Origin of the sequence: Arthrobacter globiformis, from assembly GCF_030815865.1 — a bacterium.
Classification (GTDB): domain Bacteria; phylum Actinomycetota; class Actinomycetes; order Actinomycetales; family Micrococcaceae; genus Arthrobacter; species Arthrobacter globiformis_B.
Window position 1 is genome coordinate 2450315 of record NZ_JAUSXI010000001.1, and the last position, 21840, is coordinate 2472154.

Here is a 21840-nt window from a genome sequence, read left to right on the forward strand (position 1 = left end):
AGGCATTGCAATGAACCCCGGACCCGTAGTGTTCGAAGCGGTGAACGTCAGCCGCACTTATCCTGGCGTACGAGCCCTCAAAGGCGTGGACCTCACGCTCCGTGCCGGTGAAGTCACCGCTCTGATGGGCGAGAATGGCGCCGGTAAGAGCACGCTGATTCGTCTCATCGGCGGGCTTGAACGGCCTTCATCCGGTGAGCTGCGAATGAAGGGCAGCCCGGTTGAATTCAACTCCGCCGCAGATTCCCAGGCTGCCGGTGTCACCGTCGTGGCTCAGGAGTTTCGCCTCGTGCCCCAGCTCACCGTGGCCGAGAACATCTTCCTGGGCAGCGAGCTGACCCGGAATGGACTGATCCGGGTAGGGGAGAGCAAACGGCAGGCCAAGCGTTTGCTCGACCAGCTCGGTCTGGACCTGGACCCTTCCAGAACCGTTGAGACTCTCTCCGTCGGCAACCAGCAGATGGTCGAGATTGCCCGGTCGCTGTCCAAGGACGCCGAAGTCATCATCATGGACGAACCATCTGCCGCGTTGAATCGGGGAGAAGTCCGGCGCCTGCTCGACCTCATCAAACGCCTGAAGAGCCAAGGAAAGGCCATCCTTTACGTCTCCCACCGCCTGGACGAAATCTTCGACATTTCCGACAACATCGTAGTTTTCCGGGACGGTCAGCGCGTGGGAGACCTCAAGACCGCCGATACAACTGAGGCGGAGTTGGTCGAACTCATGCTGGGACGCGAGCTTCAGAAGTTCGAGCAGAGCCCGCACGGCACAGATGCAGCGGAGCAGCCCGTTCGGCTCAGCGTGCAGGGTGTTACCTGCCCCAAGGTGGTGGAACCTGTCAGCTTCAGCGTCCGCCGCGGCGAGATCCTCGGTGTCGCGGGTCTGGTCGGCTCGGGGCGGTCCGAAATCATGCAGGCCATGTTCGGAGTGATCTCTGCCAAGGGCGAAATTCAGGTCGACGACAAGGCCGTAAACCTCAGCTCACCGACCGGCGCCCTGCAGGCAGGCATCTTCATGCTGGGCGAGAACCGGAAGGCCGAAGGAATCCTGCCGCACCTGACCGTGCTGGAGAATCTCCTGATCTCCGCGAAAGAAAACCGCAAGAACCCTGTAGCCCGTGCTATTCCCAGCTCCCGACGGGAGCTGGACATCTACAACCGGCTCAAGGACGAACTGCGCATCAAGGTCGACAGGCCCCGCCAGTACATCGGCAATCTAAGCGGCGGCAATCAGCAGAAGGTGCTGTTCGGTCGGGCGATCCTCTCCGGCTGCAACGTACTGCTGCTCAACGAACCCACACGGGGCGTCGACGTAGGTGCGAAGGTCGAGATCTATCAACTGATCCAGCGCCTGGCCGAATCGGGTGTATCCGTCGTCGTGAGCTCCTCCGACACACCCGAACTTGTCACTCTCGTCCGTCGGTGCATGGTCTTCCGGAACGGGCACGTCGTTGCCACACTGACCGGTGATGACGTCACCGAAGATCGGATCCTCGCCGAATCCGTGGGTCCTGCCGGTCCCAGTTCAACCGCCACAGCCGACGGCAACCTCGTCGTAAAGGACGCCTCATGACTACCGCACAAATTGACACCAGCTTTGATGCTGCAGCAGCCCGGTCGCGTTTGCGGCGACAGACGCTGGCAACGGCTCTGAGCCGTTATGGCGTGCTCATCCCGTTCGTCATCGTAGCGATCATCTGCGTGGCGGCCGTCCCCAACTTCTTCGCTGGAAACAACCTGGCAAACATGCTGGTCAACGCGTCGATTGCCGCGATCATCGGCTATGGGATGACCGTCGTCATCGCCCTTCGTGGCCTTGATCTCTCCGTCGGATCCATTCAAGGACTCTCGGCCTGCCTGCTGACACTCTTCCTGACAAGCGGAGGACTCTTCGCGGGCATCGGCGCGGGCCTGCTCACCGGGCTGCTCGTCGGTCTCATCAACGGAATCCTGGTGGCATACCTGAAGGTTCCGTCGTTCCTGGCCACCCTCGGTACCCTCGGTGCCATTCGCGGCGTTGCCCTCTTGGTGACTGATGGCCAGACGCTCGGCGGTAACGATGCATTCTTGAGCACGTTGGCGAACGGCAGGTTCTTTGGTGTTCCGATTCCGTTCATTCTTGCGATTGTCTTGCTTGCTGGACTGTACGTGCTCATGCAGTACACCCCGTTCGGACGACACGTCTGCGCTGTAGGCGGCAGCCCTGAGGCGGCAGCCGAAAGCGGAATCAATGTCCGCAGAGTTACCCTGGTTGCCTTCGTTATCGCCGGTCTTACTGCGGGGCTGGGCGGCGTTCTCCTGGCAGGCCAGCTCGGCAATGTCACCGGTAACCTCGGTGTCGGGCTGGAACTGCAGATCATTGCCATTGCGGTCCTTGGCGGAACCAGCCTGGCCGGCGGCAGTGCCAACCTGCCCGGAACGTTCATCGCAGGTCTGCTCCTGGCAATGATTGCCTCGGCGCTAAACCAGCTCAACGTCCCGTCGTTCTACCAAAATCTGGCCATCGGCGTACTGCTCATCTTCGCCCTCTCGCTCGACAGCATCCGGCGCCACATCCACCGACGCATCCTTTTGGAGGGGTGAACATGAACGCTGCAGTAGACACCCAAACCGTTCCAACCCGTACCCGAGGGCGAGTCCCGGCGCTGGGCGACTTCCTCCGCCGCTACTACCTGCAGGTCGCTGTGGTCGCGATGTTCGTGATCCTCTCGGTTGTCGTTCCTAACTTTGCATCCCAGGCGAACCTCAGCAACATCGCGCAGCAGGCTTCCTTTGCCGGAATCGTCGCCTGCGGGATGACGCTTCTGATCGCCGGCGGCTTGTTCGACCTCTCCGTCGCTGGTATCACGGCAGTGAGCGCCATCGTCACGGCACTCGTCCTCCCGAGCAGCACCATCGGGATGGCGGCCCTTGCCGGAATCATCACCGGCGGGGTGCTTGGTGTGGTCAACGGCGTCGTTGTCACCAAGATCCGCATTCCACCGTTCATCGCGACCTTCGGCATGTTCAATATCTACACGGCCATCGCGTTCATCCTGACGGGCGGCTCGATCCTGGCAATCACATCGATCAACTTCCAGTCATTCGCGACGGCCGCTCTTGGACCCGTGCCGGCAATCTTCATCGTCTTCGTCATCGTGTGCGTGGCATCCTATGCACTCCTCTACCGCACGAAATTCGGCCGGCAGTTGCGGGCGGTGGGCAGCAACGAGCAGGCTGCCGGAATGGCGGGTATCAGGGTTGACCGGGTGAAGATCACTGCCTTTGCCATTACGGGTATTTTCACCGGCATCTCTGCCGTGGCCTTGGCTGCCCTGCTGTCTTCCGCGGCCGGAAACATGGCCTTCGGTGTGGAACTGAGCGCCATCACCATAGCCGTCGTGGGCGGTACGGCCCTGCGCGGCGGTGAGGGCAGGCTGCTGGGGACCTTCACGGGCGCCATCTTCATCACCGCTGTTAACAGCGCGCTGAATCTCCTGGGCGTCAGCTCGTACTGGCAGAGCGTCAGTGTTGGCCTGATCCTGGTGCTGACACTCATCATCGGTGCTCTGACAGACCGCCGCGGCGCTATCCGAGGCGCCTGAGCACCCATAAATCAAGCATCAGCGCCTGCTGCTATATCCGTCTGAAAAGCGGAAATGTCCGAAAAACCGCCGCGAATCCCTCGCAGAAGGTTGTAGGCAGCACAGGGCGTTGGCGTTACGATGCCCACAGATTCAACAAGAATCGAAGAAAGGACACCCGTTGATCGGCATACACGATATGGGCGGGATGCACGGGTTCGGCAAGATTGACACCGTGGACAACGAGGTCTTCCATGAGCCCTGGGAAGGTCTGACGTTCGCCCTTGAGAAGCTTTGCGCCCACTATGGCGTCTGGCTCACAGCTGACGAGGTACGCCATGCAATTGAAAAGATTGGCCATGGCACGTATCTGACCGCAAGCTACTACGAGCACTGGCTGCATGCCTGGGAGCCGCTACTCATCGAGAAGGGCTTCCTCACCGAGGAGGAACTGCGGTCGCGACAGCAAGCCGTCCGGGACGGCGTGGATGTCAGCGTGCAGGGACCGCCGACGACTCAAGCCGAAATCGACGAGCTCTCGAAGGCCCTGGCGAAAACCATCTGGGAAGGCGTCCCCGCCGACCGGAAAATCGACGCCCGCCCGGCCTTCTCAGTGGGAGACCGTGTAGTTGCTGTGCCCCGGCCGGTCCCGACGCACACTCGCTCACCCCGATATATCTGGGGCCACACCGGCACGGTAGTAATCAGTCACAGCGGCTACATCCTTCCCGATGCAGTGTCGCAGCACCTGGGTGAAAACCCGGAGTACCTGTACTCGGTGAAATTTGAGGGCAACGACCTTTGGGACGACCAGGCTGAGCCCGGCACACACTTCATCGTGGATCTGTGGGAGAGCTACCTGGCCCCTGCAGGGACGACAAACTAAAACCAGACAAGAGAGGACGAACAATGTCTCACGATCATGGCGCTGGCGGCCACCATCCCGGGGAACTCTCAGACGGCGAGGTCAGGGCGCGTGCCCTGGAATCACTGTTTCGCGAGAAGGGATACATCAAAGGCAACGTCGTTGACGAAATCATCGACACCTACACACACGACATCGGACCCCTGAACGGCGCCCGCGCCGTTGCCAAGGCCTGGGTCGATCCGGACTACCGCGAGCGGCTCCTTGCCGACGCCACCTCTGCACTGAAAGAGCTGGGGATCGGTGGGCTGCAGGGCGAGCATATGGTCGCCGTTCCCAACACCAACGAGGTACACAACGTGGTGGTCTGCACCCTTTGCTCGTGCTATCCGTGGCCAGTCCTTGGTCTGCCGCCCCGCTGGTACAAGGACGCCCCATATCGGGCGCGTGTGGTCCGTGAACCCCGTAAGGTACTCGCCGAGTTCGGTACAACCCTCCCCGCGGAAACCAATATTCAGGTATGGGACTCCAGCGCGGAGGTCCGTTACCTTGTGGTGCCGCAGCGACCTGCCGGCACGGAAGGCCTGAGCGAGGAGGACCTCGTCCCACTCATCACACGGGACTCCATGATTGGTGTGACACTACCGTCGGTTCCCTCCGAGGCGGTGGCAAAATGAGCCCCAACTGCCCCTCACCGGCTGAGGTCTCTGAATCCACCTCCCGGGTCCGTCTTGACGATTTGAATGGCGATGCCGCGGTACCCCGCAGCAACGGAGAGATCATTTTTGATGCGCCTTGGCATGCCCGCGCCTTTGGGATGGCAGTAAGCCTCTGCCAGGATGGCCACTTCGAGTGGTCCGAATTCCAGAAGGCCATCTCGAATGAAATCGCCCGCACAGGCCAACAAGGCGTTGACGAGTACTACGAATGCTGGCTGGCAGCGCTTTCGGAGGTCATGTCGTCACAAGTGGATCCGACCGACTTGGCCGAACGCGAAGGCGAGTTCCGCAGCCACGACCGCGACGAAGTGTTCTAGTCCGTTCGAAAAGCTCCGCCGGCAGCAGCGCCGAACCGGCTTCCCCACCACTTACGGATATCTGCTGCCGGCTCGTACACACCACCGGACGGAAGGGCACAAGTGACTACAACCCCCCACACACATCGAACTGTCGTCGAAGCGTTGCTGCAGCAGCACCAGCTCGAGGTACCGGCGGAGGAGCTGGACCTGCTGGTCCAGGCTTACCCCGCACGCCGCGCTGCCGTACAGGCTCTCTATGAACTTGACGGTGTCCGATACGAAGAGCCGGCCGTTATTTTCGAACCCCGAGTCTGACCAGGAGTCATTTCCTCAATGAGCATTTCCCCCCTCGCCGGCACCGGCGGAGAGCAACGTCCAGCGACGTTGGCCGAAATGGCAGCCGCGATACGTTCCGGCAAGACAACCAGCGTGGCCGCCGTCGAACAATCAATCGCTGCGGCGGACAAGTACGACGAGGCGGTCGGCATGTTCCTGGCGCGCTTTAATGAACAGGCGCTGGAAGCAGCCACAGCAGCAGATGAAGCCTTGGAGGCCGGAAAGCCGGTTGGGACGCTGCATGGTGTGCCCTTGGGCATCAAAGACATATTCGGGACCACTGAGGGCCCGACCACGGCGCAATCCCTCGTTCATGACCCGCAGGTACTGCAGGGCGATGCAGCTGCAGTGCAGCGGCTTCGCCAGGCCGGAGGCATCATCATGGGCAAGCTGACGACGATGGAATTCGCCACCGGTGAACCGGACCCGACCAAGCCCTTCCCGGTCCCACGATCATCCTGGTCGCTGAAGCACTGGGCCGGGGGAAGCAGCTCCGGTTCGGGCAGCTCGGTCTCACTGGGTGCAGCGTACGGGGCACTGGGAAGCGACACCGGAGGGTCAATCCGCATCCCGGCCGCTTACTGCGGCATATCAGGACTCATGCCGACCTACGGACGGGTACCAAAGTCGGGAACGGTGCCGCTTGGCTTCACTGTCGACCACGTAGGTCCAATGGCACGTTCGGCGCAGGACTGCGCCCTCATGCTTGACGTTCTCGCGGGCCCGGATGCGTCGGATCCCACAGCATCAGATGTTCCTGTGGGGCAGTACGCTGCCGGTCTCACAGGCGACCTGGCAGGCGTGCGCATAGGCGTCGACCGCATGGAAAACGTAACGGACGAGTACGATGCCGCCCTCTCCCCGGCATTCGATGCAGCGCTGGAGGTGTTTGCCAAGCTAGGCGCCGACATCGTGGAAGTGAAGATTCCGCACTACGCGGAGATGACCACCGTGGACGAGATCCTGATGTACGGGGAGGCACTTACTTATCACCTTCCCGACATGCAGCGACGGTGGAAGGACTACGGGCTGGCGACCCGCCTTGCAATAGGCACGGCACTCTTTTACAGCGCCACCGACTATGTCCAGGCCCAACGTGCGCGCCGTGTTGGGCAAAAGGCCATCAAGGAGACGTTCAAGCATGTTGATTTGATCCTGATGCCGACTGCCGGCGGCGGAGCGGCGGCCTTGGAACGGATGGAAAAGGGTTACTTCCACGGTTTCGGGCCCATCTACACCGCCTACTGGGACACGCTGGGCAATCCCGTCCTCGGTATTCCTTTCGGATTCACCGACGAACAGCTTCCACTTGGCCTCCAGATTGCAGGCCGGCCGTTCGAAGAGGAGCTCATTCTCAGGGCGGGGGACGCTTTCCAACGCCTGACTGACTGGCACCTGAGGGTGCCGGACCCGCTCGCCCAAGTCGTCGCCGCTCCAGCGCCGAAACTTTGACCATCGACCACATCCAACTCCATCAACGCAAGGAGAAGCAATAATGAGCACCATCATCCCCTCCCTGGTCCGGCGCAGTCCAAGTGCCTTGGCGGTCGTCGGAGCGCTGTTCGCCGTGGCGGCGTCGCTAGTCGTTCTTTACCTGGTGCAGTTCGACGCAGGGCAACTGTCCCGGGCGGGCATGCTGCTTCACGAAGTCATGCACGATGGCCGGCACCTCCTGGGCGTCCCATGTCACTGACCGCAGTCAAGAACGTCGTCGATCTTACGCTGCGCAGCGCTGTACTCCGCGGCCTGCTCGCAGGGCTGATCGCCGGTCTCCTGGCCGGTGGCGTCGCCTATGTCACCGGGGAAAGCCTGGTGGATCAAGCCATCTCAATAGAGGAAGCCGGCGCCGCTCCGCACAGTCATGACTCGACTGTGGCAGGGGAAGATCACAAACACGGCACTGAAGACAGCCCGCTGATTTCACGCGACGGGCAACGCGCCGGACTGTTTCTGGCGACGTCTTTAACCGGCGGCGCCTTCGGGGTGCTGCTCGCCGTCGTTTGGTTTGCACTGACTCGAAAGCTGGTTAATGGGCCAAAGACGCAAACCATCCTGTCCCTCGCAGTGGCAGGATGGACCGCCACAGCCGCAGTTCCCTGGCTCTTGGTACCGCCAAACCCTCCGGCCGTGGGTGCCACCGAAACAATCGACTATCGAACCCACCTATGGGTCATTGCTGTGCTTCTTGGCCTGACGGCCGTTATCACCTGGTTCATGGTGTGCCGGTGGGAGGAATCCCGGCCCGGATCATCAATACTCCTCAAAGCTCTTCCAGGCCTGGCAGCGGCAGCCATAGTCATCGTGGGCTGGCGGATACTTCCTGAAAGCGGAACGGACTACTCCGGTTTCCCTGCCGACCTCCTTTGGAATTTCCGGCTCGCCTCCGCAGCAACCCAGCTCACTTTGTGGCTCGCCCTCGGTATCGCGTTCCAATTCCTCATTGAACGCAGGGCAATGAGAAATTGAACCTCACCTTCATCCGTCACGGGCTTTGCAGGCAAACCCGAGAGGCCCGTTTCGGCGCAGACGGCCCTCTCGACAGTTCATGCGTACCCCTAGCCCGCATAGAAGATACCCCGGCTGTTTGTTCTCCAACCGCCATCAGCCGGGAGTCAGCCGCGGCACTGGGACTCAAGGCTGTTCCGGACCCGAAATTGTCTCCAGCCAACTACGGTTACTGGAACGGACTGCCGCTGCAGGCCGTCCAGCCGGACGAACTTCGGCAGTGGCGATCAGACCCAGACTACAGAGGTCACGGGGGCGAGAGCATCGTCGACTTGCTGCAGCGCACAAGCCAATGGCTGGGGCAGCTGGACCGGACGCAGGACTTGATTATCGTCACTCATGCGGAAAACATCAGGGCCGCGGTAGCCGTCACTAGCGACAACATCGATGCCTACTGGTCAGACCCCCTGTGCCACCTTCGCGCCTTTGACTCCTACGCCCTGAGCCTCTGACCACGGCTTGCATCTGACCGGAACCGAGACATGGGCAGGTCGGGGTATCCGTGTTCGGCCAGCCGCCGTCGACGGTGATGCTTTCCGCGTTGATGTAGGACGCGTCTTAGGAAGGGAGGAGGACTGCCATGGATGCGATTTCATCCGGTTGGGCGCGGTGCTTTGCCGAGATTCGCTCGAGGTAGGCATTCATCACTCCCGGCAAAGCGGTCAATGAGCGGGTCAGCGGAGTGGACACCAGTCCCGGCGAGATGGTGTTGGCCCGGATGCCGTGCTCCCGCGCTCTTCCCCAGCAAATTCTTGCTCGCCGATATCGCACCTTTCGCCAACTTGAAGGATGACGAGTCCGGCGTCTGGATGCTGCTTCCTGATCAGTTGTTCTCGGCTCAGCCGATCACAACGGTCAGCTCCACTGGGACAGCGCGGCGGACTGCATCGTCGACGGGGGAATGCTCGTCTGCCCATCGAACGATGTCGCGGAGAGCGGCCTCTTCGGTGTCTTTGGCTGCTATGCGGACCACTGTGCGCAGTGCGAGGGGTCCTGCAGGAGTGTCCTTACCGATTCCCAGCAGACCGCGGTCATCAGATTCACTGTCCACATCAACTTCGAGCAGGTTTAGGCTCACTCCCTTTTCGGCGGCACGCATGGCGATGAGCGAGACCAAGCAGGCGGCGCTTGCCGAGCGCAGCATCCATCCAGGAGTAGGCGCCGAACCCTTCCCGCCAACTCCTGGCCCCATGTCCGTCACCAAGGACCAGCCGTGGGGGCCGTCAACCCGGACCCGGAGCCCATCTTCCAGCACGGCAGTGGCCGTTGAGTCGCGGGAGCGGGCCTTCTCCGGGCTTTCGTTCAAGTACTGCCGAGACCTGCTGATGGCTTGGGCTACTTCCGATTGCGACATATCCGGCACTCCCTTTCCGCCGTGGACCGAATCGGGCAAGAATACACCTCTACGAGTCAGGGTGGCTGTCTCATGGCAGCGAAGCGAGAATCTCCTGCGGCCATACTTTGGTAACAACGTCGTTCATGTCCCCGTGCTGCTCGCACAATAAGGTGTATGGCCCGGGTTCAGCACGGTGAGAGTCACCGGGGCGCCGAGAAGGCCCCGGGGTTGGACCTTGTTGGCCAGATGCCCAGCGAGTTTCAGGTCGCATACTCGGGCGCGTTCCAGACGCGGTACGCGTGCTGGAGGTCGTCAGGACGGATGGCGATCCAGACCCCAAAGCGGAATTCGTGACCGCCTTCGAGTTTGACTGGCAGCAGGGCGCGGACGACTGATGTCAGGACATCGCATGAGCGTCGCCTTATTGAGGTCCGGGTCGCTCAACGAGCTGTCTTCGGCACGGTGCTGCAAGGGGCTTTCCAGGACCGGGTCCGGGAGGCGGAAGCGCACGTCCCCGTCGTGGGGCCGCCGTCTTCCGCCCACACATTCCGCACGTGTGCTTTTCCGCAGAGACTATCCGTCCCCCGTTTATTGTCCTCTCCGGGCGAGTCTACGCGGACCGGAACGCCGACAATGGGGATTGTGTCCAGCTGGAACGCGCTGGGCTTTGAGGCCGTCCGATGCCCTCTGTGGGGCAGGTTCGGGTCATACCCTTTCGGCTTGTCCCGCCCATGAGATGTTCGAAGGAGGTCGCAGCGCCATGTCGTCCACTGACCCGCAGCCCTTGGCTTGCCCCGGGCAGAAATGCCCGCTTAAGGCCGTTTGTCGGGGTCAGGCTGAACCTGGGTATGTGCTGACTCCAGGCGTAACGACGGCGAGGGGTGGAGAAGGATTCCCCACCGCGCCAAGGGGTGCCGCACTCCGCTGGGTAGGCGGAGCAAAACCGTCAAAAAAGAGGGTGTGGACAGTGTCCACACCCTGGGCTTCGGATTCGGTTGTACTGGTGCCGGACTGGGCTGGACTGGGGATGTTTTTGGGGGAGTGGCGGATTTTCAGGGGGAGCGGCTGGTTCGAGTCCCACCTCGGGCACAGTGTTTTCGCAGGTCAGGCGCCTTTTGCCTTTTTACTGTTGACAAAGCTTGACTTTTCGGCAGCCTCCATGCTGGACAATCCTCGCGTCTCACGTCTCTCCTGCTGCGAACCTGCGCCGAAGCACGCTCTAAATCAGCCAGGAGCGGCAGGTGCGCTTGGAGAATACCTACTACCTCAGAGGCTCTGCTCGAGCTGCTCCGACGCCGTGGGCGCGCGGGAACCACTGGTCTCTAGCGGCCGGACGGTAATGCGGATGCCGCCCTGATCGAGGGGGAATGGGAGGTTGCGTGACGACTTGTGCGGATGCGTATCCGGGGGGTCGAGGCGGCGGCGCTGCCAGGGGTGGCGTCGGGCACCGGCGGCACTTTCCTCCGATCGCGGCAGTTCCCAAGCCTGCCAATTCGGTTCCCTCACTGAGGCAGACGCGGGCGGAAAGATCCGCGGCGTGGAACTGGTCGCCCCAATTATTACAGGGCGGCCTGGCTATATCGATCGACCTGTGCACGGTGAACACCGCCACAGGGTCCCCCAGCAACTGAGAAAGCGCGGGTACCGCCTCCGGGGGAACTTCGCTTGACACCGCCAAGTATCTCTTCGCGCCTGTGGGCCACCACAGCCGGGCACTCCTTTGACGGAACAGTCAGCCTGCCGCAAGCCGAGGAAATAGCGGCTGCATTGACGCTCTGCCCGGATCGCCCAAAGCGGGGAGTCCTGGAAGCAAGCGCTGCTGCCGGCGGAGCCCTGGAGGCCGACCGTACCAACGGCAAGCTTGTCTACACGGTGGAGAACTATGGGGAAACCTCAGACGCCCAGGGCAACGTCCTCGCCAACAACTTCGTAAGTGGCCCCCACAATTCACCATCGTCATCCGGGAGCGGCTAAAGGCCGCTGGGGTCCCGTCTTGTAGAATCAACAGGCTTGGGCGCATCCAAGCTTTATTCGTGTGGGGGAAAAATGAGCGACATTCTAATAATCGGCCTTGCGTTCGTGGCCTTATGTGTCTTGGTGATTCTGCTGTTCAGGAAACCGATCAGCGGACTCTTGGATAGAGCAGTTTCGGCTGATATCGAGGTGACGCCACAGTCGTTCAAATTGTCAGCCAGCTCCCGGGACGCGAATAGAGAACTTGCACGGGACAGTTCGGTCCTTGCGGAAAGCGTAAAAGACGCAAATCCCGGGACTGTGAAGCCCACCGCGTCCCAGCAGGCGTTGCCAGAAGAATCTGTACAGCAACCAGAAGCCGAGAATATCGACGCGCCAGCGACTACGCGCGAGCTTTTATCCATTGGTGCCGACTGGGCTGGCTTGATGAGTGACGCGCAGAAGATCGTGGAGAACTACAGGATCTCCGAACCGGAAGATGAAGCTTCCCTCAGTGAAGTGCTTCAGGTGATAGAGGATTCTTGTCCCGGCATTCTTCCTGAACGAGCTGTAAAACTAGCAGAAAAAGCCGCTGAAGTTCTTCAACAGTTCATGGCTGCATCACCGGGAGAAGTTACTCACGAGGATGCTCGTCTCTTCAACCTCACGCTTAGTTCCCTTCACGTGATCCTAAGCAAAACCGCTTCAAAACTCCGGCATCCCTCCAACTCCCAATATTGGATGGAGAAATAAAATCTTCTACGAGCTACTCCCCTTATAGGGATACGTCGAAGGGCGCCCGGATGGCTGCGAATGCTGGTCTCTTGGCGGGGGGCGGCTTAGCGTTGCAGGCGTGGCCCTGCTCGGTTTGGATAGCAGCAGGTTGCTCCCGCGTGAGCGTAGCGGTTCGCCGGGCTCCGGCCGCTCGCGATTCAGGGCCCACGACGACGTAGCGTTCGAGACCTTTTGTTTGCCGCAGTTAGCTGGCAGGCATTGGCAACCGCTGACTACGAGCCAACAGGACGGCGAAGTCCCTTTGTGGAACGACGGGGGAGTGAATCCCTTTGCTCGTTCGATCCGGCGACACGTTTCTAACTGAATCTATCCACCGTCTACCAGCTGTGCTGGTACGCCTACCTGGATCCCGAAGATCTTGATGATGCCCATGGCGTCAGCGACGTTGCCGCATGACGAGGAGAGGCGCGCCTATCGAAAGACCTCGGTCTTGCGAACTAGGGTTGAAACGAGGGGTGAAAGGAGGCGGCTACATGACGCTTAGTGGGGGCTTGCCCCATCTGGCAGGCGCCAACGAGCTTGAGCGCTGGGCTGATACCCGATCTGCGCAGGCTGACCTTCCGATCCTAGTGCGCCGGCTCATCCGGGCCGAGAATGATCAGGTCCAGCGCGTTGAAATGCGCGGCGGAGACAGTGTCGGGCTGAACGGGTACGACGGCTATGTTGAAGCGTTTCGATCAACACCGTTTGTGCCTGATGGTTTGAGCGTCTGGGAGATGGGTGTCGGAGGCGACCCCGAGAAGAAGGCGCAGAGCGACTACCGGAACCGGACGGGTAGCCCGAACGGCGTTGACCAATCGCGCACGACCTTCGTTTTCGTTACGCCCCGGCGCTGGGAGAAGAAGAAGGCGTGGGAGCAGCGGCGTAGCAACGAGAAAGTGTGGCGTGACGTCCGGGTCCTCGATGCAGATGACATCGAGCAAGCGCTGGAGGTATCTCCAGCGGTTCAGGTCTGGCTTTCCGAGCTGCTCGGAATGGATCCGTTTGGTGCAACCTCGGTTGAGGACTGGTGGGATCGGTTCTCCCGAGGTTTCAGTCCCACATTGACTAGTTCGGTCGTGCTGGCTGGGCGGGAGGACCAAGCTGCGGCGCTTACACGCCGCCTTGCTGACGAGGTCGGCCGAACCTTCATTCGCGCACCAAGCATCGATGACGGACTCGCGTTCGCCGCGTGCTCGATGCTGATGATGGCACCGGACAACTCCGAGTCAATGCTGGCTAAGTCTCTACTCGTTCACGATGGCGCCACGCTTAGGCGGCTCGAGCGGACGTCAAGCCTGCTCATTCTTCTGCCGTACGAGGAGCATCTGCAGCGGGAGGCGCACCTGATCGACAACCACCATGTCGTTTTTGTGACTACTAATATCGACGGAGATGCTGACGTCGAGCTTCCGCCGTTGAACCACTTGGCCCTTCGGGCAGCTCTCAAGGAGGCCGGGGTGCCCGATGCCGACCTGGATCGGTACATGCGAGCCGGGAACAAAAGTCTCCTCGCGTTGCGACGTGTGTCTACCCAGTCGCGCGACCCGGAGGCATGGGGTGCTGATCTCGCGGATCGATCCATCCGCCGTTCTTGGCTTGCCGGAGCGTGGAATCAGAAGCGAAGCGGAGATACCGAGGTGATGGAGGCACTCATCGAGACGGGTGTCGACGAGCTCGAGGAGCGGCTTACGGTCGCGATTCGACAACCTGATCCTCTGTTTACAAAAGTCGGGGCTACTTGGGCCGTTGCCGCACCAGAAGACTCATGGCGGGTGGTTAGGCAGGTCATCGCTGACCGTGACCTCGATGCTCTTGAACATGCGATCCAGACAGTGTTGGGTGCTGTCGATCCCAAGTTAGAGCTTCCGGTCGAGGACCGCTGGCTCGCGGAGATACACGGTAAGAGACGGATCCATTCCAGTGATCTGCGGAAGGGACTGGGCCGTTCGCTGGCGCTCCTCGGTTCTCGCGGGGACGAGCTCCGCCTGTCCGGGGGCCGAAGCGCCAGGCAGTGGACTGAGCGGGTCGCTTGGAATCTGTTTGAGCGTGCAACCCATGACGGGTCGGCTCAACTGTGGACCTCTATGGAGGATGTCGTGCCGCTGCTGGCGGAAGCTGCACCAGACTTGTTCCTGCGTGCGTTGTCTCAGAGCACCACTGGCACCCAACCGCTCGCTGGAAAGCTCTTTCAGGACGTCGACCAGCACTGGAACGCGGGAAGCCCTCACACTGGTTTTCTATGGGCCTTGGAAGGCCTTGCATGGTCCGAGCAGCACATGGGTTATGCCGCAGAAGTGCTGGCACAGCTCGCAGAGATTGATCCAGGAGGTCGGCTCAGTAACCGTCCGTCCGCCAGTCTTGAAGCGATCTTCAGACCTTGGTATCCGCAAACCTCGGCGCCGCTGGCGGCGCGCGTGCAAACACTCGATGCTTTGATCCGGCGCCATCGTGACGTCGCTTGGAACTTGCTGATCGAACTGATTCCAGAGCCCTCGGCATTCGCTATCGAAAGTCGCCGCCCTGAGTTTCGCGCCTGGGGAGGTCCGCGCGAACCATCTATTCCGCGCTCGGAGTTCATCGAAATGGTAGAGGCTGCCGTTGCTCGAGTGCTGGTGCTCGCGACGGAGGAGCCGAACAGATGGGCTTCTGTCCTGCCGAAGTTGAGTCATATGCCCGCTGAGTTGCGCCGGCGCGCTTTGGACGTGCTCGGATCTCTCGATCCATCGGGTCTCGCTCCTCAGGACAGGCTGACGCTCTGGGAGACGATCGATGGTCTTGTACGGCGGCATAGAGAGCACGCGGAGGCTGACTGGTCGATGGACGACGAGTCTCTGACTGCGCTCACTGACCTTCGTGACCGTGTGAAGCCTGAACTGCCTAGCGATGTTCATCGGTGGTTGTTTGACGATTGGCACCCGAACATCGGGATATCTCATGCGGACAACCTGGAGAACTACGATGCAGCTCTTGAGACTGCCCGTCAGCAGGCGATCCTTGAAGTACTGCTGAGCGAAGGCTGGGAGGCGGTTCTTGCCCTAGCGGATGCTGCAGAGCTTCCCTGGTCGGTTGGTTTCTCGCTCGCTCATGTAAGTGATGTCAACGATGTCCGCACGTTCACGCTACTTGAGGATCCGGATCGATCGCGGATCCAGTTCGCTGAAGGATACGCGCGTGCACGTCTCGGTGGTGATCTTGAGCGCATCCGAGAGTGGGCTGAGCGGTTTACTGGGCACCCTCTGGTCCAAGCACGACTGCTTCAGTTGAGTGCTGATGTCGAAGGTGCCTGGCGGCTGCTGGTTGAATATGGGCCGGATGTCGACTCTGCTTACTGGTCCGCGTTCATGCCTTACGGACGCGGCGCGGATTTTCCGTTCGTCAACGAAGCCTCGCGTCAGTTGCTCGTGCACGGCCGCGTCGCGATGGCCCTTGACACGCTAAGCCTGTATGCGACAGGCCAGTCTGAACTTGATGCCGATCTGATCATTCAAGCATTGAAGACCTTTGAAACAAAGGAGGACCCAGAAGCCGCGTGTGTCTCGAGCTACGACATCTCAAGGCTGATTCAGTACCTCAAGGAAGAGGGTATCGACGAGGAGACCGTCGCAGTCCTGGAATGGAGGTACCTTCCGCTCCTCCATGACGATGCCCGTACGTTGACGCTGGAGAATCTTCTTGCCCGCAACCCTCGAACCTTCGTCGAACTAGTGGAGCTGGTGTTTCGGCGTGCTAATGAGGACGCGGATAGTCAACAGCGGGAAGCCAATCCCACGCTGGCCTCGAATGCATATCGGCTTCTTCGTGAGTGGAAGGTCGTTCCTGGCACCCAGGAGGACGGCATCGTGGATGGGACTGCCCTCAGCGAATGGCTCGCAGAAGCGCGCCAACTTCTCATCGAAGCTGATCGAATCGACGTAGGTGAGCTCCACATTGGAGAGGTTTTGGCGCACGCTCCAGAGGACCCAGATGGCACTTTCCCCACGTTGCCAGTCAGGGACGCACTCGAAGCTGCTCCCAACGACCGCCTTGAGCGTGGCTTCAGCATCGGCCTCTTCAACAAGAGAGGCGTCACGTCACGAGGAATGTCGGATGGTGGGGAGCAGGAGTATGCTTTGGCTGCCAAGTACGAATCGTGGGCCAACGCTGTGCAAGCCACGCACCCCAGGACGGCTTCCGTGCTGAGAGAAACAGCAGAGAGCTACCGCCATGAAGGCCGGCGCAACGACGAGGAGGCGAGGCGTTACTTGGAAGGTCTCGATTTCTAGCGAGCTCGATCTGCTAGTCACACAGGCACGCCAGTGGTCGCCCACGTCGAGTTCCGGTCCCTGCCCATATCACGGGGCTCTCACTCGACTCAGGGCGAGTATGTGAGGTGGTGGTCGGCGACGAAGAGTGCCTCGTGCAGTCGGACCAGGCGACCACGGCGGCGTGCACCGGCCGACTCATCCACTGCTTCCCACTTGTTGTCGAGGATAATCTGTACGTCGCTGAAGATGACGACATGCGCGTGCGGACTGCGCGCCCCGGCTGTCGTAGTGTCGAACGCGGTGGCGATCGCACCTCTGACGTCGACTTGCGCGCTTCTTCAATCCCTTTTCTGATTTTTGGCGGAATTCCGGCAACGCGCTAAAACCCGACGATCGACCAGCCCACGGACACCAGGAGGAGAAGCCTAAAAAGGCCCTCCGTAAGTATCCGAATCGAGACTAGATTTCCCAAGCAGCTACATAAGACCGAGGCACTTCAAACCCTTTGTCGGTAAATTTCCTACATATTTGGCGTCCGGCAAAGGGTGTTCTTTTTTCTGCTGGTATACGAAAATCGACTTCAACCGATCTCAGGAGGGGTCGTGGCCGATTCATCACAAGGAGGGGCGATCGTGAATCCCAGTATGAACGGCCCACAGGTATTGGAACTTCGCGTCCACGGGATCAAGAACACAGCGCCACACGTTTTATTGGACTGCGATGTCGACGCAATTGAGCCAGTGGGTGATAGCGATTCACTCAGCGGATTTTGGAAAGAAAAAGCTCCGGCGACAAATGCCCCGACCCGGGTTGAAGCCTACAGTTGGGGAAAGGCAGCAAGAACTTCTCCGGCATCGTCCTTTCTTAAGGGCGTCGGACGTGTGGTTGGGCAGGCGCTTTGGTTTCTCGTGGTCCCGTTCGCACTGGCTAACGCAGCTTACTGGGCGAGGAAATTGCCCGACGGCGGCGCTTCGGAAAGACCGCTAGCGGCTGGGACCGGCGCTGGAACAGTCAGGCTCTTTGCGCTGTTTCTTAGCCTCGTATTCACAACGACTTTTTGCACAGTTGCGTTCGGGCTCCTGGCAGTGGAATGCTTCCCAGCCACACAGGAGCAGCCAACACCAACCGCCATGTGCAAGCAACTGCCTGAAGCATTCGACTTCCTGACCGGGTGGTCACGGGGCCAGCGACTGGCTATGTTCACTCTCCTGCCGATTGCAGCCATTCTGGCTGCGTTCGTCACGGCGAAGCTGGCCACCGTTAGAAATCTTGCGCCTCAGAGGGTGAAATGGAACGAAGAACCTGCAACAGGGGATGGTGGCCGCGAGGCCACAGACCCGTTCTTGGCTTCGCCGGGTTTATGGACCCGCCCCCACATCTCGTCTGCAACTGGCAGGGTCCACATATCCGCTTGCCTTGCTTTGATCTGCGTTTTGCTCCTGTCAGACAGTCTCGGGGCGCTATGGCCGCCCGATTGCCAAACCGCGCCTAGGATGCTCAGCCCCGAATGCATTCAGCAAATGTGGCCGGAGGTGGGCCAGAGTGGCCCGGTGGCACCACTCTTAGCCCTAGCGATCCTTGTTTTGCTCGTGTCAGTGTTCGGGGTCGCATTATTTTCCTCCGAGACGCGTGCCCCGGCGAACAGTGAAGCAGAAGAAAAGTGGTCTAAGCGCCTTTTGATCAGCGCAGTGATCCTGATGCCCGTGACTGCTGCTCCGCTGGTTTTCGTTGCCATGCCGGAGGCTGTACCGAATCGTGCCTTCGCAGGAACGTCAGTTGCTTCGCTCCTCCTGCTGACGGCACTGACGATCTTGGCCGTTTCCGGGCTGTTCATGCGCCGAGGGCGTGCCTTCCATCTTGCATCGGTAAGCGGAGCCTTGATCTCTCTGGTGCTTATCCTGTGGGCGCTTGGCATGTTTGAGGACTGGGTATTACTCATCGCGGCAGCAATAACCTCTGTCCTCCTCATCTTTTACTACCGCTTGAACATCCTCGGAAAGGACAGGAAGGCGGTCCTGCGCGATGCGAAGAAGGAGGGGTGGGACGGTCGGGGTCCAGGTATATTCATGTTCGCTGCCATCCTCGTCGCCTATTTCTTGTCCAGTGCGCTGGTGTTGGGAACCAGGAGTCTTCTGGAGTGGCCGATGAGAAAGGAACTCCCTGCCGAACTAAAGGAATTATGGCGCGGCGCGGGTGGTTCCGAGGTGAATCTTTCCGAGTCCTTGCAAGTTCCCCCCGTATACGCGGCAATAGGCGGACTGCTTCTTTTTGGGATTCTCCTTGCCCTTCTGGGGATGCTGCCTGCCTGCTGGTGGCTGATATCCGAACGTGGGCTCTCACCCATGAGACCTCCACCCAGCGCGGAACCGCTGCCTCGTCAGCCCCCCACCTACTACAACGACATAGATGTGGAACCTGGCGCCACGGAACCTGGATCCCAGCGTCAGGATATGACCTACCGGCGGCGTCGGCTCTCAGCGGCGACCCAGCGCGGCGAAGCGGCGTTCGGACTTCTCACTCTGTTGACATGGGTCGCCGTCGTTCTCGCGGTTGCCGCCAGCGCACTCCAAAACGGTCAAGAAGCTAACACGACGGGCATTCGCACCTTTCTGAAACCTTATGCAGACTTGATTCAGGACGATTTCGCCGAATGGGGCGTCATCCTTGCGGCGACGCTCATCCTCGGCTTTATGGTGAAGAACGCCGCAACTTCCGCAGACGATAGGCCACTCGCAGTCCTTTGGGACATTATGTGTTTCCTCCCAAATGCCGCCCACCCCTTTGGAGCTCCCAGTTACTCAAACCGCGTGGTACCAGAGCTCGCACGGCGGATGCATGACTGGCTCCAGAATCCATCCTCCAGTGGGGGACCTTCAAAGGTTCTCCTGTCGGCCCACAGCCTTGGCGCAGTGCTGGCTATCGCCGCAATTTTCCATCTCAAGGCATGCAAACCAGACGTGGACTTCACGCGAGTCCGGCTGCTCACATACGGCGTGCAGCTTCGGTCATATTTCGGCAGATTTTTTCCAGAGTTGTTCGGACCACAAGTCTTGGGGACCATACCCACCCGCGGGCCGAGCTTGTTCAGCATAGATCCATGGAAGAAGGCCAGGCAGAACGAGGGAGCAGATCCATCGTTGGACGGATTCACACTGGTGCACCTCTTGGGCGGTGTCGTGTCAGCCGGACCAACATCATCGACGATCTCCACGTCGCCGGTATGGAAGAACATTTGGCGCCGAACTGACTATCTGGGCTTTCCTGCCTACGCACATTCTGAAAACTGCATAGACGAATACGCTGACGAAACCGAGCCTCGATGTTCACAGTTCAAAGTGGCGACCCATGGCAATTACACCGCGACGACTACGTACTTAGAGGTCCGGGACCAAATGCTGTCAGATTGGCCTTTGATGCTCTCCTGGGAGCAGGTCAAGGAGATCCTGAACCTTGAGTTGCCGGTTATCGACGGCCTGGTGGAAAGCGGTGAGCTGAGGGCAGCGGGGTTTGACGGCCAGAAGATCCGGCGCGTACGGGCAGACGATGTCGAGGCGTACATGGACAAGGCCAGCGCGAAGAACGCAGAGAGCATCACGTCGGGCCATTCGGAAACCGAGACTCCCACAGACAGCAAATAAATCATCAAACGAAACTTAAGTCATCACACGAAACTGAAGACTCTCCCCGGCACCCATACAGTGTGCCTGCATCTGGTCGTCCAGCAGCTTTGATCGGGATGTAGGAGCGTGCGCTCGATGCCATGACTTGGCGGCAGTGGGCATGCTTAGAGGTAGTGTTCAGCACCGCACTGGGCCCGGAGATGCTCTCGTCTGTCGAGGCAAGGTTGAAAGCCCGCGAGCTGGCGCACGAGGTTTCCCGTTCGCCATTTCACCCACACTCATAGGGGCTCTTCACGGTTCATGGGGAAACGGGTCCCTGGAATGGAGTGTCAGGCCGCCGTCCGGACGGCACTTCTCAAGAGGATAACTGATTTGTAGTTGCGGTACCCGCGGGCCGTTCGCTTGATGTTCTTGATAGCGGTGTTGTTGGCCTCGACCCCGGCGACCTTCGCGATCGATTCGTTGGCTAACCCCTCCGCGGCCATCAACAGAACCTGAGCCCTTTGAACCTCGCGGTGGGATGCCGTCCGCGACTTCGACAACACCTCTAGGGCAGCACGTTGACCATCAGAAACCACCAATGCAGGAGCCGGGTTCGTCATATCCCCAGTTAACGACACACCAGCAAGCTATTTTCGAGACACGCCACTAGTACGTGACCATCGCCCATTCCAAGCGACCACGTCCGAAGACTGCCTATTACTCTGCATTCAGGAGGATGGAATCAGGTCATCGACTCCTTGGTCATACCTAAACGTTATGTCCCTAATAGTGCCGGCCGCGCAACTGGGGATGCAGTTGTTTTGGGACAGGATGATCATAAAGTCCGGGCTTGACCCGAACCTGACCTTCGCGTTGTAGAACCGGCCGCCGTAGCTTCTGGGGAAGGAGTCTGTCCCGAAGTCTTCGATTCCCTCCTTAGTGGCCTTCAGCACAATGACGCCGTTGTGACGTCCGGGGTTGTAGGTGATGAACATGAAGCCCCCGGCGCTTTTGCCTTCTATCCCTAGTTCGTACAGCATGTCGTTGATTGCCTTGTCGTAGAACAGGTGGCTGTCGCTCTGGGCGACGATGCGGTATCCCGATTTGGAGTCGTTTGAAGTGGGAAGTGGTCCCTCGGCGTAGGTCTCCAGTCTGACCTGACCCCATGTGGGGTGGGTGAAGCTCAGTGCGCCCGTGACTCTGCAGGCAGGGCATCCTGCGTTGTCGGACGGACTCGGGGCCGGGCTGTGCCGGGAAGTATCGGAGACGAGTTGAGCGAAGAGCTCAGCACCGGAGGTCTGCCATGCCGAGGGCAGGGTGTCAGCGAGTTGGGCTCGGAAGTAAGAGTCGGTGCAAGCAGCAAGGGGCGCGATGGCCGCCTGAGCCTGGCTACGTGAGGGGTTCTGGGTCAGGCTCTTAGCGTGAAGGAGTGCAGGCGCTCCGGCTGAAAGGTCTTCCTTCAGTCTCTTGGCGTCGATGGTGGCGTCGGTGCAGCTCGCTACCCATCTGCCTAGAAGTGCTGTGGGAGCAGGAGAGACCGAGCTGCTGGTAGTCGCAGTCTCCGTTTGAGTCGGGCCCGCACAGCTGATGGTCACTGTCGCAAGAATGCCCATCAGGGCTAGGCGGATGAGTTTTCTCATT

At 60.1% G+C, this 21840-nt stretch carries 18 protein-coding genes and 1 pseudogene; 15 read left to right on the plus strand and 4 right to left on the minus strand.

Translation table 11 applies throughout. From position 1 onward, the window contains the following. Nucleotides 1-10 precede the first annotated feature (10 nt). The 11 genes from QFZ33_RS11195 to QFZ33_RS11245 all read left to right on the plus strand — a co-directional run bounded on the left by QFZ33_RS11195 (nucleotide 11) and on the right by QFZ33_RS11245 (nucleotide 8739). Complete coding sequence (locus tag QFZ33_RS11195; RefSeq protein ID WP_307027444.1) at nucleotides 11-1573, plus strand: sugar ABC transporter ATP-binding protein; 1563 nt, start codon at nucleotides 11-13, stop codon at nucleotides 1571-1573. Further along, nucleotides 1570-2583, plus strand: coding sequence for an ABC transporter permease (locus tag QFZ33_RS11200; protein WP_307027446.1), 1014 nt, complete (start codon nucleotides 1570-1572; stop codon nucleotides 2581-2583). Before QFZ33_RS11195 ends, QFZ33_RS11200 begins: the two co-directional genes overlap by 4 nt. A 2-nt stretch (nucleotides 2584-2585) precedes the next feature. Beyond that, nucleotides 2586-3584, plus strand: coding sequence for an ABC transporter permease (locus QFZ33_RS11205; protein WP_307027448.1), 999 nt, complete (start codon nucleotides 2586-2588; stop codon nucleotides 3582-3584). Nucleotides 3585-3744: 160 nt separating this feature from the next. Then, complete coding sequence (gene nthB / locus QFZ33_RS11210; RefSeq protein ID WP_307027450.1) at nucleotides 3745-4449, plus strand: nitrile hydratase subunit beta; 705 nt, start codon at nucleotides 3745-3747, stop codon at nucleotides 4447-4449. A gap of 23 nt (nucleotides 4450-4472) precedes the next feature. Then, nucleotides 4473-5105 (plus strand): nitrile hydratase subunit alpha, encoded by a 633-nt coding sequence (gene nthA / locus QFZ33_RS11215; protein ID WP_307027451.1) that lies wholly within the window; start codon nucleotides 4473-4475, stop codon nucleotides 5103-5105. Further along, on the plus strand, nucleotides 5102-5464 hold the full coding sequence (locus QFZ33_RS11220; RefSeq protein ID WP_307027453.1) for a nitrile hydratase accessory protein: 363 nt from the start codon (nucleotides 5102-5104) through the stop codon (nucleotides 5462-5464). Before nthA ends, QFZ33_RS11220 begins: the two co-directional genes overlap by 4 nt. 102 nt (nucleotides 5465-5566) lie before the next feature. After that, nucleotides 5567-5761 (plus strand): hypothetical protein, encoded by a 195-nt coding sequence (locus tag QFZ33_RS11225; protein ID WP_307027455.1) that lies wholly within the window; start codon nucleotides 5567-5569, stop codon nucleotides 5759-5761. 18 nt (nucleotides 5762-5779) lie between these two features. Then, nucleotides 5780-7234, plus strand: a complete 1455-nt coding sequence (locus QFZ33_RS11230; protein ID WP_307027457.1) for an amidase — start codon at nucleotides 5780-5782, stop codon at nucleotides 7232-7234. Nucleotides 7235-7277: 43 nt separating this feature from the next. Further along, a complete protein-coding gene (locus QFZ33_RS11235; RefSeq protein WP_307027459.1) occupies nucleotides 7278-7475 on the plus strand; it encodes a CbtB domain-containing protein in 198 nt (65 codons plus the stop codon). Next, nucleotides 7466-8248 (plus strand): CbtA family protein, encoded by a 783-nt coding sequence (locus QFZ33_RS11240; RefSeq protein ID WP_307027461.1) that lies wholly within the window; start codon nucleotides 7466-7468, stop codon nucleotides 8246-8248. The genes QFZ33_RS11235 and QFZ33_RS11240 overlap by 10 nt, the downstream gene beginning before the upstream one ends. Continuing rightward, on the plus strand, nucleotides 8245-8739 hold the full coding sequence (locus tag QFZ33_RS11245) for a histidine phosphatase family protein (protein WP_307027463.1): 495 nt from the start codon (nucleotides 8245-8247) through the stop codon (nucleotides 8737-8739). Before QFZ33_RS11240 ends, QFZ33_RS11245 begins: the two co-directional genes overlap by 4 nt. A 106-nt stretch (nucleotides 8740-8845) precedes the next feature. Here the strand turns inward: QFZ33_RS11245 and QFZ33_RS23910 are convergent, their stop codons facing one another. Together QFZ33_RS23910 and QFZ33_RS11250 are read right to left on the minus strand one after the other, a co-directional pair. Further along, nucleotides 8846-9058, minus strand: coding sequence for an SDR family oxidoreductase (locus QFZ33_RS23910; RefSeq protein WP_373427260.1), 213 nt, complete (start codon nucleotides 9056-9058; stop codon nucleotides 8846-8848). Nucleotides 9059-9125: 67 nt separating this feature from the next. Continuing rightward, complete coding sequence (locus QFZ33_RS11250; protein WP_307027465.1) at nucleotides 9126-9641, minus strand: OsmC family protein; 516 nt, start codon at nucleotides 9639-9641, stop codon at nucleotides 9126-9128. A gap of 1647 nt (nucleotides 9642-11288) precedes the next feature. On the opposite strand from QFZ33_RS11250, the gene QFZ33_RS11255 reads away from it, so the two are divergent. The 4 genes from QFZ33_RS11255 to QFZ33_RS11270 all read left to right on the plus strand — a co-directional run bounded on the left by QFZ33_RS11255 (nucleotide 11289) and on the right by QFZ33_RS11270 (nucleotide 20235). Further along, the gene (locus tag QFZ33_RS11255) at nucleotides 11289-11597 is read left to right on the plus strand and encodes a hypothetical protein (protein ID WP_307027466.1); all 309 of its coding nucleotides are present in this window, start codon (nucleotides 11289-11291) and stop codon (nucleotides 11595-11597) included. 36 nt (nucleotides 11598-11633) lie between these two features. Beyond that, entirely contained in the window at nucleotides 11634-12329 is a 696-nt protein-coding gene (locus QFZ33_RS11260) for a hypothetical protein (RefSeq protein ID WP_307027468.1), read from the plus strand. A gap of 515 nt (nucleotides 12330-12844) precedes the next feature. Next, complete coding sequence (locus QFZ33_RS11265; protein WP_307027470.1) at nucleotides 12845-16615, plus strand: hypothetical protein; 3771 nt, start codon at nucleotides 12845-12847, stop codon at nucleotides 16613-16615. Nucleotides 16616-18147: 1532 nt separating this feature from the next. Further along, on the plus strand, nucleotides 18148-20235 hold the full coding sequence (locus QFZ33_RS11270) for a helix-turn-helix domain-containing protein (protein WP_307027471.1): 2088 nt from the start codon (nucleotides 18148-18150) through the stop codon (nucleotides 20233-20235). 311 nt (nucleotides 20236-20546) lie between these two features. Here QFZ33_RS11270 and QFZ33_RS23915 read toward each other — a convergent pair. Together QFZ33_RS23915 and QFZ33_RS11280 are read right to left on the minus strand one after the other, a co-directional pair. Beyond that, nucleotides 20547-20660 (minus strand): annotated as a pseudogene (locus QFZ33_RS23915) (transposase); the annotation flags it as partial. Between the two features lie 267 nt (nucleotides 20661-20927). Continuing rightward, complete coding sequence (locus QFZ33_RS11280) at nucleotides 20928-21839, minus strand: hypothetical protein (protein ID WP_307027475.1); 912 nt, start codon at nucleotides 21837-21839, stop codon at nucleotides 20928-20930. Nucleotide 21840: the final 1 nt, after the last annotated feature.